This window comes from Haladaptatus sp. CMAA 1909 (assembly GCF_043952005.1).
Classification (GTDB): Archaea; Halobacteriota; Halobacteria; order Halobacteriales; family Haladaptataceae; genus Haladaptatus.
Window position 1 is genome coordinate 446,795 of sequence record NZ_JBIOAV010000003.1, and the last position, 23,131, is coordinate 469,925.

Annotated in this window: 13 protein-coding genes and 4 pseudogenes; 8 read left to right on the forward strand and 9 right to left on the reverse strand. The window is 48.1% G+C overall.

Annotated elements, in window-relative coordinates:
• Positions 1-85: 85 nt before the first annotated feature.
• On the forward strand, positions 86-676 hold the full coding sequence (locus ACGYLY_RS24000) for a hypothetical protein (RefSeq protein WP_395285285.1): 591 nt from the start codon (positions 86-88) through the stop codon (positions 674-676).
• 171 nt (positions 677-847) lie between these two features.
• Positions 848-1,699, forward strand: a complete 852-nt coding sequence (locus ACGYLY_RS24005) for a deacylase (RefSeq protein ID WP_395285286.1) — start codon at positions 848-850, stop codon at positions 1,697-1,699.
• A gap of 1,606 nt (positions 1,700-3,305) precedes the next feature.
• On the opposite strand, the gene ACGYLY_RS24010 is transcribed toward ACGYLY_RS24005, so the two are convergent.
• Positions 3,306-3,731 carry a hypothetical protein gene (locus ACGYLY_RS24010; protein WP_395285287.1) on the reverse strand — a complete coding sequence of 142 codons (426 nt, stop codon included), beginning with the start codon at positions 3,729-3,731 and terminating at the stop codon, positions 3,306-3,308.
• A 34-nt stretch (positions 3,732-3,765) separates the two neighbouring features.
• Here ACGYLY_RS24010 and ACGYLY_RS24015 point away from each other — a divergent pair, with 34 nt between their 5' ends.
• The 4 genes and pseudogenes from ACGYLY_RS24015 (at position 3,766) to ACGYLY_RS24030 (ending at position 10,616) form a co-directional block, all read left to right on the forward strand.
• Entirely contained in the window at positions 3,766-4,230 is a 465-nt protein-coding gene (locus ACGYLY_RS24015) for a hypothetical protein (RefSeq protein ID WP_395285288.1), read from the forward strand.
• Positions 4,231-4,804: 574 nt separating this feature from the next.
• Positions 4,805-7,144 carry a hypothetical protein gene (locus ACGYLY_RS24020; protein WP_395285289.1) on the forward strand — a complete coding sequence of 780 codons (2,340 nt, stop codon included), beginning with the start codon at positions 4,805-4,807 and terminating at the stop codon, positions 7,142-7,144.
• A gap of 2,219 nt (positions 7,145-9,363) precedes the next feature.
• Positions 9,364-9,591 (forward strand): annotated as a pseudogene (locus ACGYLY_RS24025) (zinc ribbon domain-containing protein); the annotation flags it as partial.
• Positions 9,592-10,253: 662 nt separating this feature from the next.
• The gene (locus ACGYLY_RS24030) at positions 10,254-10,616 is read left to right on the forward strand and encodes a PH domain-containing protein (protein WP_395285414.1); all 363 of its coding nucleotides are present in this window, start codon (positions 10,254-10,256) and stop codon (positions 10,614-10,616) included.
• A 473-nt stretch (positions 10,617-11,089) separates the two neighbouring features.
• On the opposite strand, the pseudogene ACGYLY_RS24035 reads toward ACGYLY_RS24030, so the two are convergent.
• The 3 genes and pseudogenes from ACGYLY_RS24035 to ACGYLY_RS24045 form a co-directional block, all read right to left on the reverse strand.
• A pseudogene (locus ACGYLY_RS24035) lies at positions 11,090-11,932 on the reverse strand (RNA-guided endonuclease InsQ/TnpB family protein); the annotation flags it as partial.
• Between the two features lie 176 nt (positions 11,933-12,108).
• On the reverse strand, positions 12,109-12,339 hold the full coding sequence (locus tag ACGYLY_RS24040; protein ID WP_395285290.1) for a hypothetical protein: 231 nt from the start codon (positions 12,337-12,339) through the stop codon (positions 12,109-12,111).
• Positions 12,340-13,767: 1,428 nt separating this feature from the next.
• The gene (locus ACGYLY_RS24045; protein ID WP_395285291.1) at positions 13,768-14,013 is read right to left on the reverse strand and encodes a PRC-barrel domain-containing protein; all 246 of its coding nucleotides are present in this window, start codon (positions 14,011-14,013) and stop codon (positions 13,768-13,770) included.
• Between the two features lie 1,332 nt (positions 14,014-15,345).
• Here ACGYLY_RS24045 and ACGYLY_RS24050 point away from each other — a divergent pair.
• Positions 15,346-16,395: pseudogene (locus ACGYLY_RS24050) on the forward strand (glutaminase domain-containing protein).
• A gap of 167 nt (positions 16,396-16,562) precedes the next feature.
• A complete protein-coding gene (locus tag ACGYLY_RS24055) occupies positions 16,563-16,745 on the forward strand; it encodes a VOC family protein (protein ID WP_395285292.1) in 183 nt (60 codons plus the stop codon).
• A gap of 445 nt (positions 16,746-17,190) precedes the next feature.
• Here ACGYLY_RS24055 and ACGYLY_RS24060 read toward each other — a convergent pair whose 3' ends face one another.
• The 5 genes and pseudogenes from ACGYLY_RS24060 to ACGYLY_RS24080 form a co-directional block, all read right to left on the reverse strand.
• On the reverse strand, positions 17,191-17,448 hold the full coding sequence (locus ACGYLY_RS24060; RefSeq protein WP_395285293.1) for a hypothetical protein: 258 nt from the start codon (positions 17,446-17,448) through the stop codon (positions 17,191-17,193).
• Positions 17,449-17,668: 220 nt separating this feature from the next.
• Positions 17,669-18,502 carry a ZIP family metal transporter gene (locus ACGYLY_RS24065; protein ID WP_395285294.1) on the reverse strand — a complete coding sequence of 278 codons (834 nt, stop codon included), beginning with the start codon at positions 18,500-18,502 and terminating at the stop codon, positions 17,669-17,671.
• Between the two features lie 1,301 nt (positions 18,503-19,803).
• A pseudogene (locus ACGYLY_RS24070) lies at positions 19,804-20,910 on the reverse strand (RNA-guided endonuclease InsQ/TnpB family protein).
• A 203-nt stretch (positions 20,911-21,113) separates the two neighbouring features.
• Positions 21,114-21,860 (reverse strand): hypothetical protein, encoded by a 747-nt coding sequence (locus ACGYLY_RS24075; RefSeq protein ID WP_395285295.1) that lies wholly within the window; start codon positions 21,858-21,860, stop codon positions 21,114-21,116.
• A 167-nt stretch (positions 21,861-22,027) separates the two neighbouring features.
• Positions 22,028-23,011 (reverse strand): LLM class flavin-dependent oxidoreductase, encoded by a 984-nt coding sequence (locus ACGYLY_RS24080; RefSeq protein WP_395285296.1) that lies wholly within the window; start codon positions 23,009-23,011, stop codon positions 22,028-22,030.
• Positions 23,012-23,131 lie beyond the last annotated feature (120 nt).

The following is a 23,131-nucleotide window of genomic DNA, read 5'->3' on the forward strand; positions in this document are numbered from 1 at the left end:
TTCAAATAGTGGCCAAAATAAATATAAGTGAGCCCTGAGAGTTCGCCAAATAGAATCCGATCAACTGGCTGCTATGGACTCAAGTATGATTCAAAAACGAATTCCGACATCACGAGGCGATTTTAGAGTGGTAACACGAACAGTTCGTCTTGTATTGTCGATTCCTCGTTACTTTATCTGCTCCGTACTCGCTTCATTGATTGGACTTTCAATTTTTGTTCTTTCACAAAATACTGAGTTGTTTCAGACACTTTTATTTAATGACTTTTTGACCCTCCAGCAGAGAATCACTATATTTTCACAATTGTTTCCTATTATCGGTACCGCATTTTCTCCAATAAAAGAAGCAGTTCTGTTAATAACTTCTGGACTATTCGGAATCAATCTGTCGATGTCAATTTATCATCTAAAGGAACATAATATTAGCCTACAAAGCGGAACTGGTAGTGCAGTAGGTGTGATCTTTGGAACGCTCGGCGCGGGATGTGCAGCGTGTGGCTCTGTTGTTCTTACAGGATTCCTTTCATTTATTGGAGCAACAAGTATTCTCACTCTATTACCTTTTGATGGACTCTCTTTTTCCATAATCTCACTCGTGATATTTGGACTTTCGATATATTGGATATCTAGTGGTATGCGTGGAGGAACAATCAATGGATGCCCAGTCGATATTTGATTTAATTTAATTGCATCTGCCAAATCCTCATTTGAACTACCATGTTATTTCGTAACATATGTTATTATTATTACATCGAAAAATTAATAAACTAATGTTGTATGGATGTATTTAGCGCGAATTAAACACGTGCTTAGATAAATTATGATAAAAAATAAACTAAAAAATCTGATGGGAGAAAAAGAGCAACAGTCAACTAGAGTGAATAATTTGAAAGATCATTCCCGTCGTACCTTTTTACGCAAATCAGGTGGGATAGCTGCAGTATCCGCATTGGGAATATCACAAGTCGGTAGCGTAATGGCAGATGGGAATGAGTTCTGTCCGATTCGCCAAACTCATTCAGAGGATACGATTCTTGAGGGAACAAAAGAGGAAGTTCCTGTTTACATAAACAAATCTCGAATCCCAGGTCCGACAACTGTTCTTGTTGGTGGTGTTCAAGGTAATGAACCAGCTGGATGGCGCACGGCACATGCAGTTAAAGACTGGTCAATCGATTCTGGAAAGCTAGTTGTTCTTCCTGAAATCAATCCAGTTGCTATTCGTCGAGGTACATATATTAATAATAACGGTGATTTAAACGATCAGTTCCCACCAAATCGACGTCCGACAACTCAACTTGCACGTGCACTGTGGGATTATATTGTCGATACCGACCCAGATCTCTTTTTCAGTCTTCATAGCTCTCGGGGTATCCTCCATGAGAGTGAGGGTCCAGCAGGTGTAGGACAGGCTATTTATCCAACGTATATTGACGGTGCACGGAACGATGCCCGTAATACAGTACGGCAAATAAACAAAAGTCTCGATTCGTATCGATCAATCTATGATTTCAAGGTTGGCAACACACTTTACGGCGTCCGTCCACGTCTCACTCACAAAGTAGCTGCTGACCTTCAAATTCCCGGATTCCTGATTGAAGCGACACGATATAAGACGTCTTTGGACACTCGAGTAAAATGGGAACAAGAAATCGTTGCCCATTTGCTTAGTCAAAATGGAATGAAAGTCAAACAGTGAACTACCCCGCCCTCCTCTGCTGAGGATGGGGCTACTTGTTTCGACGACATGCATTTCAGATACGCTAGTGTTCGTTGGCAGCGCAGTCTTTACAGGCATTAAATCGTACTGAACTACTCCTACTCCGGCGAGTCCGGAAGAAAGGATGTTTCAGCTGCGTTCGTATTGTGGTCGCATCTGAAGCCACACGCTGGGTCCAAGAATTCTCGTACATAAACGGCTGTCTATCTCTACACATTACTTGGAATTTTTTGTCGTCTCTCTTGGGTTCGCCGCCACAACGTGTATCGCTTTGCGATCGCAATTAAGAGAGATGACGTTAGCACCTGATTCTTAAAAGAGAGTAATTGCAGAATTTGATCCCAATCTATTAGGCTAATCAATGATTATCAATTTCTGGGAGTTATTCGATCTTGTGAGTTCATTTTGAAAATATTTCAATTTCTAGGTTTCAATTGAAAACCAAAACATTTAGGTCTATGGTGTATTAATAGATTATTGGAACTCTACCAGTTCTAAAGGCACGTTATAAACGTGCCTTTTCCAACCCCTGAAGAAATAGATTATGTTAATTAGTATTTTAGCAGTATTAGATAACTCAATTGTTTATTAAGCGAAGAAAAGGACACGCATTTTTCGTGTTCCGCACGTTCTCTACACGATACATGATTAACAGCCTAATGTTGAGCTACACCTCGCATGAGTACTAACCCGACGAGTACAATGGGCCGTCTATTTAACCGTAGGAAGTCTCCGTGTTCTCGCTCGGAAAGGGTAGCATGCAATTTCTCCTTATAGCTCTATTATGTTGTTTCGCTATTAAATCCCAATTAATCAAGTTCTTCACCACAAAGCATTTATTTCTAGAGACTCTATCTAAAATGCAGCGTGGTTGTTTGCATGGAGATAACATCTCCATAGGTCTGTATAACCAATTCAGACCATCTCAACCGCGTCATTACTTCCCTCTTGAATCTTCTGCAGTTGACGGTTTATTCCTTGTTCTCAGTCATCATTCCAAACAAATGACGAAATAACTATTGTGATATTCCGTAAATGTAAACTAATTCTACATAGTTAAATGACGTTATCATTGATGGCGGAAATATTGATAGTCACATCAACGAGATTTACTCGGTGAGCCAGTTTTCGATGTTTTGATGTTTACCGAGAAAATACACGGCTGCGAGTCCGAGACAAACAATCCCCAAAAGTGCAGTGACCAAACTTGTCAAACCGAGATTCGGATCAGTTACAACGCCAATAAGTGAAAAAACCCCAATAATACTGAATAGGGAACCAACTGTAGCTGCTCGATTCATGCTATATGTTCTCATGACAGATATAAAAATATTACCAATAATTAAATATCCATGTATGATGGTAATAAATGTACATAGATTTGTATCGAATGCAATTAACAAATTGCTTTTGACTTCCCCTATCGATCTCCACCACGCGAGAAGGATAAGGCTCCATGTTCAATGATTTACGTTGAAGTTACAAATGAAACCGATTGGTACCCTGATTGCCGGGGTTGGAAAATGTCTGAAACTCGGAAGTCGTCTTCAAAAATAATCACATTGCGTAACTTAATTACGTTAAATCACTCGTCCCCAGACGAGTAGTCGATTGTTACGAATTTGATTCCGTAGATATCATCCCAGTCGGTGTCTTTATCCATGAGAAGGATCATAAGTGTTATTTCTCCATCTTCGACACCTGCTTCATCGAGAGCGTCAGGATGAATGGAGAGGGTGTACTCACCGTTTGTATCCTGACTAACGTCCGATCGTTCGATAAGTGTACCATCGGTACGTGAGAACTCAGATCCATTGTCGATCGAACCATCCGCATAGACGAGGAAGAAGGGTTCGCCATCCACAGTTCCGTGTTCTGCAGGATCGATACGTTCCATCTTTGTGTCAGCAGTGACTTGTAGGTCAAAATCCGAGTAGTCTCCAGTACTGACTTCCTGTGTATTTACAACTGAGACACCCTTGATACGGTGACGATCGTCTTCTGTCCCCATCTTATTTTGAAGCGGTGTATTCGGTTTCTCCGGTTTGTCCCAGGATTCAGTCGTCGTCCTGGTTGTAGTGGTTTCTGTCGGCGTCTCTGCTGAGGTCGTAGTCGTGGTTGTCTTCGGTGTGGTTGTCGACTCCGGGTTGCTGGTAGTTGTTCGTGTGTTAGTGGAAGGCTGTGATGTTTGTGGCTTCTGTGTTTCCGTAGATGTTGGTGATTGTATCGTGGTTGTAGGAGTTCTTGTGGAAGTTGATGCTGTTACTGACTGTGAAGTTGTCGTTGATGTCGAGGTAGAGGTTGATGATTCCGCACTTGTTATTGATTCACTGGTTTGTGTCGTAGAGGATGTAATTGTTGATACATCTGTAACTGTCGATTCTTGTGTTGTATTATTGGCTGGTTGGGTTGGATCACCGGTCAATGATGCACATCCCGAAAGTACTATGCAAGCGACAAGCAATATTGATACGGTAGCTCGAGTCATGAATATTATTTCTACTCAGTGAGTGATTTTATTACAACAAACTTAAAATCATATCATTCAATATTGGCCCCTTCCTGTCAATACATGCATATTATCAAGTATGAAATTACGTTGTGAGAATTATTAATTCATGTTTATTATCTTCTTACAAAATATGGCCCATTATTTTGCTGGTTTCCTTAATCATATCACTCCCTATTTCATTATATTTATTGCCGGGGTATTGTCGCGTGCATCGACTTACCCCGGCAAGACCGTAGACATTCGGTGATTTTGCCTACGATATGTATTCATACAATTGCTATATACGCTCATTTAATAACATAATTCAATATATTTTTGGGATTTTATAAAAATCGGTCATTTCAATGATTACGGAATGCCTGAATGATTCATCTAATTTTCAAGTAGAACATAACAATGTGGATCGGGGTGGTGAAATGATGCATGGTTCGAAAAGAGAACGTCACGACACAAGGTGTATCAGTTGCCTTCACGGAAAGAAGGTGCAGATATCCAAAGCAAGTTAACAAGCAAAGATTAGCAGATGATACCAGAGATTCCGACGAGATATTTAAACCCAAGGGGGGACGCTGATGCCTTCTTACAACATTGTCGATCAAGGTGCCGACCGAAACGGGGAGATGGCCATTGATTCGGTTTTAAACAGCTTGATAGGGAGCAACACAACAATTGTCTTTCCGTCGGGCACATACAAACTCAACGAACTCACCGTTCCGTCGGGCACGAACGATCTCGAACTCATTGCACCAAACGGTGCACGTCTTGTCCCTGGACGGTCAGGGGATGGCCTAGCCTGGCTTGATGTATATTCACAAGGTTTTGTACTGGACGGATTCGAACTCGACATGCGAAATACGCCGGTACCACCGTTTGTGCGGATGAATTCAAATTCAGGCTATTGGGAGCTCAGACGGCTCATCACCCGTGGGCATGTTCGAGCGGCCACTGATACGAACGTTCGGTCAAATGATTCGGGCGATGCACGCACATACTTCCGGTTGTCAGCGAAAGAAGGAACACGTGGTCTTCTCCAAGATTGCTACTTCCACGAAGGTTCGTGCGAACCAGATGAAGCTAGCAATCGTCGTGCAATTCTTGTTGAATCAGGTCAAGGGGTGCTTGTACTTAACCGTTGTTGGTTCGAACACTGGGCAGAAAATACGATTTATGCAAAGAAGCCAGAGGGACGTCTAAAAATTCTGAACACTTTCGTTCGAAACTCACAGAATGGTATGCGACTTGGTGGCGACACTGATGTTCGAAATTGTGTCTCAATCAAAGACGCCCAGCATCCGACGCAAGCTTGGTCAGGTGGGTCACTCCAACGAGGTGTGAATGTAGAGGCGAACGTCCCGACAAATTCGTCAAATGGCGTCGATAGCTTTAATGGAACGATCTCCATCACTGACTCGGACTTCTATCATCGCTATTTAGATAGCAGTTGTGGTGGTGCGATCACAGCGCCCCAGCCATGTCAGAGAATCGATATTAGACAGACACGAATTAGTTATGAATCGACAAAGAATCACGATGCAATTTATACTTACGATGGCATGATGAATGATGGGTCGCCTGCGAATCTCGAATATTTGCGGCTCGTAGATGTAGAAGTTACTAATGACCACGAATCAGAGTATGCAATCTACATCGGTCAGGAACCGGAAACATGGGGACCGGTATCGGGGGTAATCGGTGGAAGCGGCCCTCAAACAAATTCCAGTTACGTCGACAATCGGATGACCATTAACGGAAATCCCACACAACCGGACACGACACCACCGCTCCCAAGTCCACCACCACTCGGAGAGATACCTATGGAGTCGGCTCAGTTAATCCGTATCGATAACAGAGACAACAATTTACCTACAACCTATGAGATTACGGCCGGAGATTATGTCCTTCCGGCGGGTAACGACGGGGCAGCGATTGATAAATCGTGGGGAATAGACGGAAATCCAAAGCGGCCACCGAATTCGGAGGTCGCAAGAGGTAATGTTGAAGCGGGAAAAGCGTACTCTTTCTATGTGACCGGGGGAATTGTCTCAACGGGTTCGAAAGGACCAGCAACTTGGACTGTTGATGGAGAGGTATACAATCCAGGTACTGAGGATACCCTCATGGTAAATACGATTACCAGTGGCATACAGGACAGTAGAGATCAATGGAAGCAAGCTGATTCGGTTGTGCAACCAAATAGTGTTGTTATTGCAAAACCTTTGAAATTTAATGGATCCGAACCCGCTCATATTCGTTTACGAAACATCGCCGGTGGTAACTTTGAATATAAACTTGAAGAATGGGAATATCTTAATGGATCACACCTCAGTGAGACATTCCACACACTCTCAATGAAACCGAGTGAGCGTGAATTTCGGCTAGACAATGGAACTTCCTATCGAGTGAAAGCGGGAAGAGTGTCCACTCGGGAAGAGTTTACGACAGTTTCTTTAGGAAATTTCTTCGAAAATGAAATACCGGTCGTCTTTGCTCAGTCACAGACATTCAATGGATCAGATCCAATTGTCACCCGATTAAATGGCATCACTAGCGACTCATTCCAAGTAAGACTCCAAGAAGAGGAGGCTAATGGTACGCACCTAGTTGAAACAGTTGGCTATATTGCGCTCCAACAAGGTGTAGGACAGATCAATGAAACAAAATTTGAAGTACAGCGAACGGGAGTTAGCGTGTCTAATCAGTGGTCTCGTATCGAGTTTCAACAACGATATCAATCACCTCGATTTGTTGCAAATATGCAAGCATTCTACGGAGGGGACACGGCTAACCTCCGATATCGAAATCTTACCAGTACAGGTGTCGATGTAAAAGTCGAAGAAGAACAGAGTGTAGATGATGAAACAGAGCATAATCAAGAGAGGGTAGGATATTCTGTCTTCGAGAGCAGTGTCTGATTTTTACTATAGTTTGTTAATAAGGAGACGCCGGAAAGGGTTTTTAAGCGTCATTTCTACCACCGTAGTGGTGTCAATGCTGTCGACGACACGCAACACGTATTTATCCACGTATGGTAAAATTCACGGATAATTTTTTCGAGAGTAATGTAGGTGGATTGCTCCGAGCGCTGGAACGCTTGAAGAGCTGGTTGCCTACAATAACTGTTTCCACGACAGGTTTAGCAGATCATCGTTGACACCCTTTTCGATAGGAGCGTACAGACAACAAGAAATAATAAATATCTATATGATATACCAAATAAAAAATGAACATATATCTTATATTATTATAGATAAAACAACTAGTGAGCTAGTATACAATGTTACAGAAAATCTAATTATAGATCTATTATCAAGGTTTTTCGAACTGAGTTAAGAATTTGCAAATATTATAAGAAATTGGCACCCACAAGAGCTCGGACAGAATCATAAATAATCTGAATAAAATCTTATCATGTTATACTTCAAAGGCCAATCTGAGTGCTCGAAGAGAAAGCATACTGCCCACGATGTGAAAAAGAGCAGCCAGTAGTTCAGACGGTAAGCTGGCAGTCAGATATGTGTCGAGTATGTAGTACGCCGATCCAGACCGAGTGATGGGAAGTCAGGCGTAAAGTGACATCCTCCCGCGAGCCTAAAGACCCCAGAATCCCGATCGCAGTTGGGAAATAACCCTATTCAAAGAACTATTAGCAACTGCTGATCCAATTTGGTGGATCCTTTGGGGGTCAAGGAGTTCGAAGCGCTTTGGATATCTTAATATCATGGAAGACCAATAATTTCTGAACGCCACCCAGGAAGCCAACTTAGCGGTTAAAATTGTAAATAGACTCTGTTTTTTCAGGAATAAAATAACGGAGGGATTACACCAAAGCGAGGAATTGGATCAGGGTGATGGCGCCAGATCCGGTGATGTCAAAGCACCCTCGCTATATTGTATTCTCGAGTATCCTTCGTTAAATGCTTTGTGGTAGATACAATGACGAGAAAGCATAAATTCCAGGTATTAGTATAAAGAGCAAGGACTGCCGAGATTCTGACTGAGAAGACTCACCTACAGACATCATAGCAAATATTATATTTTTTCTATATCAGAATTGCAGATAGGTACCCTCCTTCATCAACAATCGGCCGAAGGGAGCGAGTAGGGAAGGGATCACCCGACGTCTTTGGTTACCTCATTGGGCGCCATAGCATTACTATTCTCGCGTTCGAATGGGGTAATAAGACGCTCATTCATTGCAACCAGTGTTCAAACGCGACAAAAAGCGGGCATTGGTCGCAGCAGTCGAGGGTCCATCTGGTAGGAGTGAGACACTCCGAACCACCAGTAAAGGGAAATCGCCTACGAAGTCTAGAACCACTGTGGAAACGGTTTCTGCATGTTTCGACATAGAAACAGGAGCTCTCACCGCAACAAGAGGGCCGGGTAAGTTCGAACGCGGTAGGTGGGAGTAGTTCACCTCCTGTGAAGTACCACGGGTCGGGTGACCCGCGGCGTCACCATCTTGGGAGACGGTCCAAAATGGAACCGACTTCCGCAGGCGAATTTAATTCCCTTCGCGCTCCCTTTCGGTCGCGTGGAAGCGACAACACCCGATTCGGTGTGTTCGGTCGTAACGGCACTTCCGTCCGACAGCGACCTCACCGAACCGTGAAGGTCGGCGGCTTCACTCACCGCCCGGCACCACCAGTCTCACCGAGTTTGTTGCAGTCGGATTTTGAGAGGTTGTTAACGGTGGCTTCCAGTTGGAATACTGTGCAAAGACGCCCTAACTCTTCCGGTTGTGGCGATTGCGTACGCGATTCACCCACGGGTCAGGTGACCCGTGGAACTCTCGCTGTATTTTCTTTAGACAATCGCACTCAATTGTTTGGGTGTCGTGGTAGGGTCGTAAAATAGGGGCAATTATTCACGGATAGGTAGCTTTAAAGTGCTATTAGATCATTAGTATGAATGCTGTGTGTCAGGATCGTTGTGGCACAGCTCCATGATACGGGTTATTCGCTACAACGATTTTCCTCAAGTCTGGGCACACAGCAATTGACATTCTCCGCGGCTTTGAGTTCCCCGTCATCGGGAATCTCGCGCGTCGTGTCCCATCGTTCTTGTGCGTAGTAACGGCCGACATTCCAGAGTTTGGACGCAGGCCACCCGAGGTGGTCGAGGTCGGTACAGTTCATGGTCAGGTGTACACTCGTGGCACTTCCACCAACTCCAACAGTTCATCACGTACAAAGCCGAACGATCTGGTATTCGCGTCGAGAAGGTTGACGCCCACAACACAAGTCAGCGATGTTCGGTTTGTGGTTCGATGGGGACCCGTAATGGTGACTACTTTTGGTGTTCGGAATGTGGTCGTGGACGCCACGTCGACCTGAACGCTTCGGAGAGCATCGCGTAACGGGAGGGTGAGCCATGCACGGGCTAACGCTTCGGGTGAGTCGAACCGTGCTACCTCGCTGTTTAAAGATAGCCAGCCGTCGTTGACGTTCACAAGATCATGGGTCTTGTGCAGCCCATCAGAATCTTCGATTCTGAGGACGCCCATAGTTGACAGGGAGGAAGGCCCCATTGACAGGGCTATACGCGCTGTAACGCACACCGTTGGTCACAACTCGGTGGCAACCTTCGACGGGTCACGCGAAAGCGTACTTGAACCCCGAGGAAACGCGCAACCTGAACATCTACTTCGTGGAATCCTCGCCCTTTAGGGCGGGGAAGATGTCAAGCCAGCCTCCTATCTCAACAAGCAATTCGTTGAGAAGCATGCGGTTTACACTCCGGAGAAGTGATAGTATTGCTGCAATTTCGATTGGTTGGCACAGCCAGTGGTTCACTTGTTCAACAGCAATGTTCAACTGTTCGTATTGAATTCGATGTGCTACAGTGGAAAAAGATATACGAGCAAAGGAACGATGAATACCTATGTCTAATAGGTTCACGACTGATTGGCTCTATCTTACTGATGATGAAACCGTACTCTGGAAAGGTCATCCCAGTCTCTACCTTAGCGCTCCATCGATTTTCCTCAGTTTCTTACTCATAGTCGGTGGTGTGGGATTGATGGCATGGATTCCACGTGACTCAATCATTTGGTGGATTGGTCCAATCCTCAGTTTCGGAGGAATAATTCTTCTTGGAATAACTTACCTACGCTGGCGGAGTCAGTGGTATGTGTTGACAACGGAGGAAGTATATCAGAAAAGCGGATTACTGTCGACAAACGTAGTACAGATACGTCTTGAGCGTATTCAAAACACAACCTTTTCACAATCATTCATTGAAAAATTGCTCTCACATGGCGATGTGACCATATATACATCCGGTAGTAGTACGATTGATCTTGTACTCAAGAATATTCCGGAGCCTCAAACAGTCAACCGCCTCCTGACTGAACAACTTGACCAAGTAAATACACAATCTTAAACAAGATTGGTTCTTCTTACGTGGACTTGCTCAGGCCTTTCACGATATCACAAGTTCTGTGGATTGGATACTATGCGCCTTGTCGGATGATTCAGGTTATCTTAAGCGGAAAATTGTCCCGAGGTTTTTCTAACGAGTTAACGACGTGATTCTACTAAGACGTGGCTATTTACTGTACAATGCATTTATCCGATCGTATTGGTCAATATTTTCTAATGAGCGGCCGACTCAAAATGACTGTCAGAATCCCAAAGGATAATCGGACAAACAATGAGATAACACAATCTCTCTTTGGAGTAGGGATAAATAATATGTCTATTGGTAAACGATCTGATTTAGTTGGAGATTTTGATGTCGTCTATGAATCTAGTGGAGAAGAATGGGCACGCTCGGGTAAACTACCCCACCCTACTCCCTCGGCGCATGCGCACCTCGGTCCTTGAGGGTGGGGCTTTGATGTGGACTCCCGGCAATCAGTCTCCGGCAATAGGCCGGTGACTCTTGCCGTTCAACGTCCCACCATTTTTACGCACATCTACTGGTGCGTCTCTGCCCCCCGACGTGGGCGAGGAACGGAGTCTGTGATGTCGCTTCCGAGCGTATCGTAGCCCGATATTCTTCGCTGCATTGTAGTCCGCGTTGGCCTCGTAACCGCACTTCTGGCAGTGGAAGTGTTCTCCGTCGCGGTTGTCGCGGTGCGTGAACCCACAGTCCGTCCGAGAACAGCGTTGGGACGTGCGGTTCGGAGCAACCTGCTTCGCCGTGACGCCGCGTTCCGGGGCCTTGTACTCGACGTACTCGAACAGACGCCGAAACGCCCATAGATGGTGCCACTTCGCCTGCGGAAGCCGCTCGCGGATATCCGTTAGATCCTCGAACGCGATTACGCCGCAGTCGTGTTCGACGGCTTCCGTGACGATTTCGTTGGCCATGGTGTGGATGTACTGCTTTCGCCATGCTTCTTCGCGCTTGCCGAGGCGAAGAAACGTGTTGTGCGCGGCTTGGGTGCCGCGCTGTTGCATCACTCCCCGTCGTTTCTCGAACTCGCGGCACCAGTGGTCGTACTCGTCGCCCTGCCAGAACGTGCCGGTCGAAGCCACTGCGAGGCTATTGACGCCGAGGTCGATACCAAGGACGGTTTGGTGCTTAGTATCTTCCGAAACCTCGGATTCGTCGCTATCGTACTTCCGCGTCGTGATGTGGAAGTAGAACTCGTTGGTCGCCTTATCGTATTGGAGTGTACTTGCCCGGAACTCGTAGTCTTCTGAGAGAACGTACCGCTCGTAGGGCGTCGGACTATCTGCCGGAAGCTCAAAGGTAGAGAATATCTTCGGCCACAACTGGAAAAGATAGAGTAATCCAAGAACATGGGGTCGTTACTTGATTAAAAGAAAATAACGAGCAAATGAGATCAATTGGTCTATCCAGAGTGAGAGACGGAAATACAGATTGACCTCCGACTGAAGACAGAGGTATGCGCGATCGGTTTGTATCAGCGCTCTGAATACCACATTGTCTTTCTCTTATCATCCTCACTCGGTTCGTTATTATCGACGTCTTCTTCCAGCTCTACGACGCGCTGTTGAAGTTCGTCAATCTCCTCCACTAGTATATCAATTGTTTCACCGAGAAGCCCGATTACTTTCCGCGTTTCGGCCTCAACACCCTGTGTCGCTTGTATCTGATTCAATTGTTGTAATAGTTCCTCATGTGGATCTGCCATAGGGAGAGTTGGGATGGGACTGGTACAAATCCTTTGATCTATCATCCATGATGGCATAATTTTCATCCTTTAAATATGAACTTAGTCGATCAGGGAAAATAATGGTTAACTATTAACCTGCTTTCAGCGACAAACTTGGTTGATTTCACTCATACCTAGAAGTATCGAGAGCAATGACCACCTCCACGCCGTAAACGACGTGGAATCCCACATGGGGATATCGGCCAGCTGCTTTCGAAGTTCTAACCCGCACTCTCACAGGAACCGACGGACACACCGGGAGAACTCTCGGTTCGACTCTCATAGTTGAGTTATAGCCCGGTCAAGCAGGTACTATCTCCGACCGACTCATCGGCATGCGTGTGTTCTCTAGTATGACTCTCTCCATCAGAATAGCAGATTAAAACAGGAAGTACAGGCACTTAAACATACCTTCGTAGGGTATCCCCCCGTCCACCGGCGGCAGCGTATCGTCCCGGCTCATCATTTCACTTGCGCCTGAAGAAGCGGGTAAGCACTACAAACTACTATAGTGTGCACAAACAGCTCAGAAAGCACCCATCTGGCACAGAAGACCCGTAAGGATTGCCTTCCGAACCCTCACGAGTTGTCGAGTGATTTGATGTCTTCGTGATTTACTCGACGAGAAGTATCAATCGACATCTACCTAAATATCTTGTGATCGCGACAAATTAATTGTGAGATTAAGCTTAATCTATTCCCCTTGGCTTTCTTTGTCTATAGAAGCTACTTATAAAAAAATTACTCGCTACTACCAAAGTGTACACTCTCACAAGCATTGTGAGAGGACAACCTCTTACTCCCAACCAAATGCCAGAATGGTTGAGCTAATTCAGATTGGATAGTAACGGAACAAAATCCACATTACAGTGGACAGGATTTTCTCCTGTCCCGCGCGGCCTGAACGGGACCGCAATTCATCTCTTTTGCGTTGGAACTGTATAGTCCTGCAGGCGAGTAATACTACGCCCGTTCGGGGGTGGCTGAATCACCGTCTTTAGTTACGTTCACTGTCCAGTCTCGTCTTAAGTGCTCTCCGTGCGTATCTCTCATTGTTGATTCGATGGTCTCCCATTGGATTTTGACAGTTCAAGAACTGGCAGTTGACTGGGTGTTTACCGCATCAAAATGTAAGCCCACGAACGGGGAACCGACACAAAACAACTACGTATCTCCGAATCCCGTCCATTCCCCGGACGAGAGAGGTGTATCGGTACTGTGGCAGTGCCAGCACCTCGTCGGATGCGAACCAGAAACATCCCAATGAATCGCCCAGTGGTGGGCATGGGAAGCCCCATGCGTTAGCGCGGGGGGGATATCACTCTTTGTCCATACTTATTCAGAAATATCGAGATAGGAGGAGATGTGTCCACTGATCGATTGTGACCAAGATTTAGATTTCGGAAGTCATAGCTCTACAACGATATTATCTTGAATAGCACAAACATGCTCAACTGATAGCTGAAAGAAACCCTCTTCATCTGGAACCATCTCTATTTCCTCCCGGTCGACTTTGCTATCTGGTATTATTAGGAAGTTCAAAATCGTCCCTGCTTTTGGATTTGTGGTAATGTCAGAAACCTCTCCAACGATGGTCCCTTGCGTCCCAACAACTGTCTTCCCAATCAGATTCATAGCGAAAATCTCTGTCATTCACTCCGGTATTGAAAGTACTAGTACAAGTATTCCCCACATCTCTGGTTCCATACGAATTGCAATATCATTGTATTTTAAATATCAGTGAGCTACTCAACCCTGCTCGTTTGCTGATTACACTGTTCATCTCTTGAGAAAAAGGCTTGATCTCATTTCATGCTGAATCTATGAGACATCTCCTCTTCGGGTAGTGAACCTGGGTCAGAGTAGAGAAAAGGCAGCGTGCCCACAAGAGTTGGCTCTAATACGCGGGTGAGATGGTTAACTTTTCGTCAACATCATGTTCTCGCTCATATTTATCTACAACCTCCGCAAGTGAACGATCTCTATTCATTTACTGACAATCGGAGCACTCGGATATCGTGATAGTCAAACTCGTACGCCATTGATTTTCACCCGATTGTTCAGGTCATCCTCTAGATGGTTGAGACGGTTTTGGAGGTCGTCAATGTGTTCTTGCTGTTCAAGTAGCACTGACGTGAGTGCTGGAGCTTCGAAGAACTAGTAACTCTAAGGACTATCGATCACAAAGGGGAGTTGGGGTCCCCTGCCAAATAGAATCACCGTTGATCTATCGGACGGTCTCCATCCGTCCACTTTGATGAATAGATCCAATAATAATATATCTATCGGTACTTATCATCGATTTGGATAACCGGTCGGGTAAAGATGAAGACCAGCCTACAAGCTCAGTGAATTACCTCGCCCCACCGCTTGCCTGACGACTCGCGCTTGGAGGTAGTGCTTCCTGCTTCCGTATCGCAATGCACCTCCACAACGGTCGAGAAGAGCCCCCATAATATTTGCAAGCAATGCATTTATACAATAGTTTCACATATTGGAACATGTCGAAGCGAGTGCCCACACATACGCCTCCTTCGACAGTAGTTTCCCTGCTAACTCAATCATGTAGTTGCGAAGCAGGGAAACTATCTTGCTTCCCACAGTAACAACAATTTCACGAGGATATGTTGTTACGAGTATCTTCTCAAAGTGTCTTCGGGAGCAGCTTTAGTTCCCATATCGAAGTCGGGATTTGACGTGCTATATACAAAAATATAGTAAGTTATAGATGTGCAATATCCAATAGATGGGAGTTGGTAAACCAGAGGTGATGATGTGAAAAGAGCATACAGAAGGCTTTTACCGAAGTAGAATCTGAGTGGAATCATATGGTTTCCAAGCTAGAATATGAGACTATAACCGAGAGAGTTGTCTTGAGTGCGATTACGTTCGCGATAACTCCACTCATAGTGATGCTGGTGGCGATCGGTCTCATGTTTAAAGGCCAATTCTCAGAGGCGGGTCGCTGGCTCACAGTTGACTGGCGTGAGGCATTGTAGTCGTCAGGCAATAGCCGCACATACACTCGTTGAATACGACGATACGCCGCTTTTCTTCTCGAAAGAATGTTTCAGCAACGACTGCATTGCGACGGTTGATGTGACATATCCCTTGATTTCACTCTTCTTGTTGTATGCTCCTGACCTCGTCAAGGGAATGCTTCAGCCGATATTCCGCTATGCCCGAACCGATGATTGGCCATACGAATTCGCACCACACGATGTCGGTACGTATCCAATAGCGAACGGCCAAACGTATCGTACTGAGGATGGCGAACTGGTGCTTGAGAATCAGAGGCCAATCGAAGAGTGTGGGAACGTACTTATTACAACTGCAGCAATCTGTCTCCGCGACGGATGCACAGCGTTTGCAGATGAGAACTGGGAGTTACTCAGACAGTGAGCAGAGTATCTCGTTGAGAACGGCTACGATCCGGGTGAACAACTCTGTACAGATGACTTCGCGGGACATCTCGCACACAATGTAAATCTATCTTTAAAAGCCATCTTTGGTATTGCGAGCTACGGCATACTATGCGGACTTCGTGACGATGAAGACCGTCAAGAAAAGTATCTAACCCTCGCAAATCAGATAGCCGAAGACTGGACTCGCGATGCCGATGCTGGTGAGCACTTCCGGTTGACTTTCAACAGGCCTGGATCGTGGTGTCTCGGATATAATTTAGTGTGGAACGACCTGTCCGATCTGAATTTGTTCGACGGCGATGTTGCTCGGCGAGAGGTAGTGAAATATCTCGAAGAACAGCACGAGTACGGAACTCTCCTGGACAATCGAGAAATATACACGAAAGCCGACTGGCTTCTTTGTGCAGCAACACTCGCTGATGACGAATCGGACTTCGAACAGTTGATCGCCCCTCTGTGGCGATTCTTGGATCAGACAGAAGACCGAATACCGTTTGCTGACTGGTATGACACGGAGACAGCCGAGCGGAATAGATTTCAACATCGATCCGTGGTTGGCGGCCTTTTCCCGAAACTTCTCAACCAGGAGAAGCACCTGTTGAACTCGTAATAAAGATAGTTGCTAGTGGCAAGGTCGATACCAACAGTATTGTCGCTGAGAGCGTCCTTAACAGGGAAGTCGACTTTGCAGACGAGTTGGAATTCCCGATAAGGTCAAGTATGGCTAGTAATACTGAATAGTCAAACCTGCCAGCAATACTATTCGAGCAGTAAACAATGATCGAACTCATCGAACCACCCAAGGGCGAGAGCCTCTACACCGAACATCTTGCCGGACACGGTGAGGGGTTTCATCACATCGCGTGTTTCGCCTTCGATGACACAGAGGCAGTCATCGAGGAGTTCGTGGATGCGGGGATGGGGGGTATCCAGAGTGGCGATTTTAATGGAACCAAATAGTGGTACGTCGACACCGAAGAGGAACTGAACGGAGCCATTTTCGAGACGGCTGCAAATCTCGATGCGCTCCCCGAACCCGATCGAACGTATCCCGGGTGACGGCCGGGATTGGCAGCCTTTCGATCATCGCAAAATGTGACACCAGGAAAAGAACGTAAGAACGAGAAGTCAGAAAATTTGACCCCACCTAAAGAACCTTTGACGGTAGATACTAGCTCCTTACAAAGACCTTCGATAACGAGGTACCCGACGCATTCAGTCGTGTGCGCCGTTCCGGTATCCGCACTTTGTTCCTCTTCGACTGGTTCCCATGGATACGCGATTTCATCAAAGGTCGGTGTCTCGGGGTACAGAATTGAAGTACGATCACCCGCAGTCGGGGTATCCATACCTCGAAAGAGCCGTTAGCGACGTGGTCGGAGTAAATCCCCGGGTACGCATCTCTTCAGTTGTGTTCGATGAATTTTCCAAAGATTCGTTTATTGATGGACCAATCAGTCGCCGCTGAGGGATCGACACTGATAACCGCGTCACCGCTGGTTTGTGTTGTGTCGTACATAGATACCACCTCATCCGTGCCGTTAGTCTGTCCAGCGGCGTTCGCAGCTAGTCCGCCAGCCCCAAGTAGGCTGGTTCCACCGGAGGTGATTCCTTTTAGGAAGCCCCTTCTCTTACTACCGATATTGCCATTATTTTTTCTCATGGCCAGAAAAGCAGAGAGACGAACTATGTTTTGTTATTGGGTGTCTAAATATGGATTTTAAAGAACAAGGATAGGTTGTTTCCATCAGAGTGGTAATCAGAATGGAGAGACTATATTAAAAGCTAACAGCTATGATGTTCCGAAACCAGTCTTGGCCACAGCACAGAGAGTGGCTATCCATTGGGACTGATTATCCAAGTTGAATAACAGGAGCGTGACGTCATCCTAAACTAACATCGAGGTATAACATTATGACCACGCCAGCCATGACCCCGAGTGTAGCAATCCGCTCGTATCCGCGGGTGTGGGTTTCGGGGATAATCTCGTCAGAGATGACAAAGAGCATCGCCCCCGCGGCAAATCCCATCGCATACGGAAGTAATGGTTCAACCGCACTCACTGCCAGTGCACCCACTACCGCAAGTGGGATTTCAACCAGCCCCGAACGAATCCCGGCGAAAATCGCATAAAAGCGTTTGTCTAGGCCCGCGTTGATTGCAGCTACCGAGACAGCAAGGCCTTCTGGAATATTTTGAATCCCAATCGCAAGCATGAGCGGTATCGCATTCTCAATATTACCCGAGCCAAAGCCGACACCAACAGCTAACCCCTCGGGCATATTATGGAGCGTAATCGCCAATATGAAAAGGATGACTGGCGTCAGCCGCTCGTTATCGAGCGGAAGAGAGGTACCCGGGTGGGCTTCATCTGCTCGTGTGCGTCCAGTCAATAAATAGTGTGCATGTGGAACGAGTCCGTCAGCCCGATCGAGGAAGATAACACCGAGCACGACGCCAACAAGTGTGGGAATCGGATTTCCACCAGAATATTGCTCGATACCGGGGATAATAAGGCTCGTGAAGGCTGCAGCGAGCATCACACCGGCCGCGAATCCGAGCGCGCCATCGAGGGCACGCTCCGAAGGGTCCCTCCAGACGAGTACGAGCGATGCACCGAACAGGTTCATCAGCGCGATAACGATTCCCCCGATGAGTCCCTGCATCACCGGATTGTCGCCGACGTTCTGAACGAATAACTCCACTACAGAAGCCATGATGAACCATTAGTAGTGTCGATCATAGTCATCGTCCCGTCCCTCCTCAAGAACCATTTCGATTGCTCGACGCTGACGAACGTCGAAACCCCACAGATCGAATGAGCTGAGGGATCACGATTGGAATGGTGTGTATTTCGATTGTCCAGAGTTGACATCAGGTGTACGATCCGTGACGCTCGCTCGTTAGTTATGTTTCGGCAAATGACCGATTTTATATGTGTTCTGGATGCCACGTAGAGATTTTTCATCCTTCGGGACGTACCGTTCGGTGGTAGTAGGGAGGCTACCATGAGAGACTAATCGACACCGATGTCAGTAGTTCATCAAAGACCGAGTGACGACACGGACACGCATCAAGCGACAGAACCATACGCGGTGGTGGTCGCCACGAAGCGAGAGGGCGTAGATACCGTTCTGTATGGGTTATCGGCCGCCCAAGCGGAACAGATCGCGACTCGCAAAAACCGAGAGATGGACGGAGACACCGAAGTCCATGCACTGCCCGAGAGGCAGATACGGGAGGCTCACGAAAACCTGCATCGAATCCTCACGTCGTAAGTTTCCCCTCGGTAGGTGAGCGGAAACTATCGAGTCGATAGATGAATCGCCTTTGGTCGGGATCCACTAATGCCATTTCTTCAGGTATCCAGTCACCGAGTGAACCCGCATTTTGCATCAGATAAAGAAAAATCAAGAGAACAGGACAAAGATACTGAACTTGTAGCGAAAAGACGAACGGGGGTGGAATCGAACCACCGGGGCCACAAAGTGGCCGCCATCGACATGGGGTCGATGGTGCTTCTACCAACAAGCAACCCGTTCTCACCCGGACCCTGTTCGGGAGGTTGGTCGTGCCCGGATTGTAGGCACGACCGATAAGGGCGTGTATGACGTACGACACGGCGTTGGTTGAATGTGGTTGAGCGCGTAGGATCTGTGGCAGCTCGGGAGGCTTCCTACGACGCTCCAACACATCCAATGACCGCATTTGGTATTGTTATACGGTGCCTTCCATTGAATTATTTAACACGAACGAACCGAAACAGTCACCGAGTCGATGCTTATTGAACTGAAATCACTAACGGGTGCGTTTTTCGACTGTTGCGGAACGGCGCTCATGCCCGCAACCCAGCGATGTCCGACCTATAACTCGACTGAAATTGTAACGTTCGACTGCTCCGACTCACCTTTCGACGAGGGACACTGTCCCTTCCGTCTACTTCGCCGAGAGATGGAGAGGGAAGTCTCGTCGCCGGAGGTCTCGGGACTATTCAGTTTGAGGTGTCAACTACCACGGGTCAGGTGATCCGTGGCTTGTCCATGAACTCGACCTCGAACCCGTCAGGGTAGGCGGTAAATCCGCCCTTCGGCGTCACTGTCCCAGACTTCAGGGCGAGTTGACTGTCGCCCGTCCGCCGTGACGACTATTGGCCACGACGGACATATCGCATCCCGATATTCTTTGGCCCATTGTAATCCGCGTTCGCCTCAGACCCACACGACTGACACGCAAACCGGTCGCGTGTCGGCCGATTCTCGTCCGCTGTCGCACCACACTCCGAGCAGCGTTTGGACGTGTATGCAGACGGCACCTCTTTAACCAGAATCCCTTCCGCTTGTGCTTTGTACCTGATGTACATCGACAGTTGCGAGAATGCCCACTGGTGGCCCCATGACGCCCGTGTGCGTCCTCGGATGTTCGTAAGGTTCTCAAGGGCGATCACGTCACAGTCGTACTGAAGTGCTTCGTCGATGATGCCGTTCGCAACGCGGTGCATCACGTCTCGAATGTAGCGGAGTTCGCGCTCACTCGAATCAACAAGTGACCGGTGTGCACTTCGCGTCCCGGTTTGTTGGAGACCGCCATGCACCTGCTCGAACTCTCGGAGATTGTGCAGTAGCTCCCGCCCGGAGAAAAAGCGTGCTGTACTCGTGACAGCGATGTTTTCGACGCCAAGGTCAACCCCAAGAATCGTTCCATCCTCGGCGGTATCTCTCTCGGTGTCGGTCCGGTAACGGCTGAAGCCAATGTGCAAGAAGTACTCTCCGTCACGAGCAGTGAGTGTGCTTTCAGTCACCTGCCACTCGTCTGAATTCAGATATTGGCGTTGATAGCCATCGTCATCATTTGGCAGGGAAAGCGAGCATCGGACACGTGATTCAGTGGTCGATAACGAGATGGTATCGTCGTCGAAAAGTGTCATTGTCCGTGTGTCGTATGTCACGGTCGGCGCGGTGAATCGTGGTTTGCTTACTTTCTTTCCCTTTGTTCGGCGTTCGATACAGCCGGTGATAGCTTCGGCGGCTTGGTGGGTGGCGAGAATCGCGTGTTGACTACCGAGGCCGGTGGTGTCGCGGACGGAATCGTAGAAGCACACGAATACGAGACGATGACAACGCTGTATCCCCTCTCTACTCGATCGCGGTGCTCGCTCCTTGAGAAAGGGGCCTTAGCGCCTGAATTCTGTAAGCGGGATTTCGGTCGTCTCCAGACGAGTGCTGGATCGGCATTCGATCACACCGGATAGGGATCGCGACCCGAGAAGCTTCACGGGTACTCGGACGGAATCGTCATCCGCGTCTACGTTTCACGCTTTTCTGTAGTGGATCAGCTCATACCTGCCCAATGGCGAAGTTCGATACGTTCGAGCAGTTGGCGGGCCGTCGCGAGGGCTGCCAATCCCGGATACTCGGTATCGAGATCAGCATAGACATATGTCGTGAACAACTCTTCGTTCGTTCTATTGCGTCGATGCAAATACGATTGCTGATCGTGCGTCAACTCATCGAGTTTTTGTCGTATTGACGTTAATCGACCGTTGCTCTCATCGAAGGCGAATTCACCGCGTTCAATCGCAGCGAGCACGTCACTAACGTCGGTCAACGAACTGCGGAGTTCGTCGAGTTGTTGGCGTTCCGCTGCCATCAGGGAGTACGACCGCTGGCGGATTTCGACAGCGTCCTCGGCGGCACTCTTGATCTGATTCCACAACGGTTGTGACCAGGTCGCCGACCCACCTGCCAACCCCGCTGCGACTTCCGGCCCGAACTCGTGTTCGATGCTCGCGTGGGCTGTTCTCTCCCTATATTCGTCTTCCCAGTGATCGACGGCGAGGATCGTTTCACGATACGCCTCCAGAACCAAATTCGGGGAGGTGCTCGAGCGTGACGTATCCGTGCCAACCAACGAACCCCCATCGGTTCGACAGGGATGAGGCGGTATCTCTTCGAGCCGGTCGAGAAAGTCCTCGAACGCTTCGGTTTCAGCTCGAATCTGAACTTCTTCCTTCTCGGTGAGTCGCTCCGCGCGTGGCAGCGATGTGTGGTCGATTAACCGTTTTCCGGTCTGTCCCATTCTTACTAGCACGATAGCAGCGAGGGTAATATACTTTATTGGCCAGAGTTGGACAGTGAATTGAATCTCACAAAGAGCTTACACCATCACTCACCTCGCAACGAGAGGAGAATCGATTTTTCCGGGTAAATAGATCCCCTGCCCGCATCGTTATCGCGATACGATCCTCAATAGCTCGTCGGTGCCAATGCGTCGATAGTGCGCTCGGTCATATCCTCGTCGGCGTTGCTCGGGATCGTCACCATCGGTCGCGTGACGCAGTCGATATCGGTAATCGACCGAAACTGCTCACGGGCCTGTTCCGGCGTCCCTGCGACACCGAGCGCCGTCACCATCTCGTCGGTGACGTTCCCGACGGCCGTATCGCGGTCACCCTCACGCCACGCCGTGGCGACGGCAGCCGCGTCGTCTGGGAATCGCTGTGCAACCGACTGCTCGTAACCCCGACCGTTACCGACGTAGTAGGCGACATGACCCCGGATGGCGTCCTTGGCCGCCTCGATATCGTCGCTGACGGCGGCGGGGATGTACGGTGCGACGTCGATAGCGTCATCGCGGCCGGCCGCCGCCGCGTGGTCAGCGATGTACGCGAATGCATCTTCGAGGTCCGGAAACGGCACGTTGTGAGGAATCCAGCCATCACAGAGCCGTGCGACGACGCGCCGATTTGCCTGTCCGAGCGCGGCGTGATAGATGGGTACGTCGGCGTCCAGCGACGGGAAATCCTGCACCGAAAAGATATCACCGTCGTAGTCCACGCGGCCATCGTCACCGAGGAAGGCCTTGGTCAGTTCGATGGTCTCGTGCGCACGTCGAACTGGATTCGGGTCGTCCCACTCCATACCGTGGAGGTCCTCGATAGCTTTCTGCGTCGACGTCCCGACGCCCAGCCGAAATCTCCCGTCGGAGACGCGATTCAGCGTAGCAGCCGTCATCGCCAGGACGGCGGGAGTCCGCGAGAAGACGTTGAGTATCGCCGTCCCGAGGTCGACCGTCCCTGTGTGCGCGGCGATGTCAGTGAGCTGGACGACCGAACTTGTCCCCCAGAGTTCGCCGAGCCAAAGCCCATCGTAGCCGAGTGCTTCGGCTCGGACGCTGAGTTCGGTCTGGTCAAGAGTTGTTATTTGTGGTAACAGCAAATCGGTTGGCATGGTCTTGCCCACGTGCTGACGGATCAAAATAGGGATGGGTAGTCGGAGACATCTCATCGCTGTTCGGTCGGAGATGTTATCAGTTTACACATATTTGGCGCAAAAATACAATACTACATA